Below are 1,680 nucleotides of genomic sequence, written 5' to 3' on the forward strand. Positions count from 1 at the left end.
AGACGCAGACCGTCGACGACCCCGCCCGCGTGGGCGCACCGCACCCCGGCCTCGGTGCGGGCCACGGGCCACTGGCGGCGCAGGGCCCGGTGCCAGCGCAGCTCCTCGCAGGCCTCACGCGCCCGACCCACCGCCTGCTCGACCCCGGGGAGCGTCACGAGCGTGTCGAGCGGGTGGGAAGGCACCCGGCCAGCGTAGAGGCCAGACTGAGGTCATGGTCTCAGCGCCGAGCGTCTCCTCCTCGATCACCGTCCGCCTCCAGGTCCAGGCCCGCCCGACGGCGGTCAGCGAGCTCACCACCGCGATCGAGCACGCCGGGGGCATCGTCACCGCCCTCGACGTGACGACCTCGGGGCACGAGCGGATCGGCGTCGACATGACCTGCGCGACCCGCGGGGAGGAGCACGCCGAGCAGATCGTCGAGGCCCTGCGGGTTCTGGAGGGCGTGGTCGTCGAACGGGTCAGCGACCGGACCTTCCTGCTGCACCTGGGCGGCAAGCTGTCGATCGAGTCCAAGGTCCCGATCCGCAACCGTGACGACCTGTCGATGGTCTACACCCCGGGGGTCGCCCGGGTCTGCGAGGCCATCGCGGCCCGGCCCGAGGACGCCCGCAACCTGACCATCAAGCGCAACACCATCGCCGTGGTCACCGACGGGAGCGCGGTGCTAGGCCTGGGCAACATCGGGCCGCTCGCGGCCCTGCCGGTCATGGAGGGCAAGGCCGCGCTGTTCAAGCGCTTCGCGGACATCGACGCCTTCCCCATCGCCCTGGACACCACCGACGTCGACGAGATCGTCGCGACGGTCTGCGCGATCGCCCCGGTCTTCGCGGGGATCAACCTCGAGGACATCTCCGCCCCGCGCTGCTTCGAGGTCGAGCAGCGGCTGCGCGAGCGCCTCGACATCCCCGTCTTCCACGACGACCAGCACGGGACAGCCATCGTCGCGCTCGCGGCCCTGACGAACGCCCTCAAGGTGGTCGGCAAGGAGATCGGCACCGTCAGGATCGTGATGTCCGGGGCGGGGGCCGCGGGCACCGCAGTGCTCAAGCTGCTGCTCGCCGCCGGCGCCCGCGACGTCGTCGTCTGCGACATCGAGGGCGTCGTCCACACCGATCGCCCTGGGCTGGACGCGTCCCTGCGCTGGACCGCCGAGAACACCAACCCGCGCGGTGCGACGGGCACCCTGCGCGAGGCGATCGCCGGGGCGGAGGTCTTCATCGGGCTCTCCGCCCCCGACCTGCTCACGGGGGACGACATCGCGACCATGGGCTCGGACGCGATCGTCTTCGCGATGGCCAACCCCCGCCCCGAGGTCGACGCCGACGACGCCGCCCAGCACGCCGCGATCGTGGGGACAGGACGCTCGGACTTCGCCAACCAGATCAACAACGTGCTGGCCTTCCCCGGGGTGTTCCGCGGCCTGCTCGACGCCCAGTCCCACCGGGTCAGCTCACGGCTGCTCCTCGCGGCGGCCCAGGCCCTCGCGGAGGTCGTCGCCGAGGACGAGCTCAACCCGACCTACATCATCCCGAGCGTCTTCAACCCCGAGGTGACGACGCGGGTCGCCGCGGCGGTCGAGGCCGCGGCCCGGGCGGACCAGGGCGAGACCGCGGCGGCCTGAGCCGAGAACGTCTCACCGCCACGCCCCCCGCACGTACTGCGGCGGCCACGGCGCTG

1 protein-coding gene and 1 pseudogene are annotated in these 1,680 nt (G+C 72.6%); one reads left to right on the forward strand and one right to left on the reverse strand.

Features of this window, described 5'->3' with window-relative positions:
* A pseudogene (locus L0B03_RS17490) lies at window positions 1-185 on the reverse strand (cell filamentation protein Fic); the annotation flags it as partial.
* Between the two features lie 29 nt (window positions 186-214).
* Between L0B03_RS17490 and L0B03_RS17495 the strand changes: the two are divergent.
* Window positions 215-1,624, forward strand: a complete 1,410-nt coding sequence (locus tag L0B03_RS17495) for an NAD-dependent malic enzyme (protein ID WP_250448240.1) — start codon at window positions 215-217, stop codon at window positions 1,622-1,624.
* Window positions 1,625-1,680: the final 56 nt, after the last annotated feature.

The sequence above is a fragment of the Actinotalea sp. C106 genome, assembly GCF_023630195.1.
Lineage (GTDB): Bacteria > Actinomycetota > Actinomycetes > Actinomycetales > Cellulomonadaceae > Actinotalea.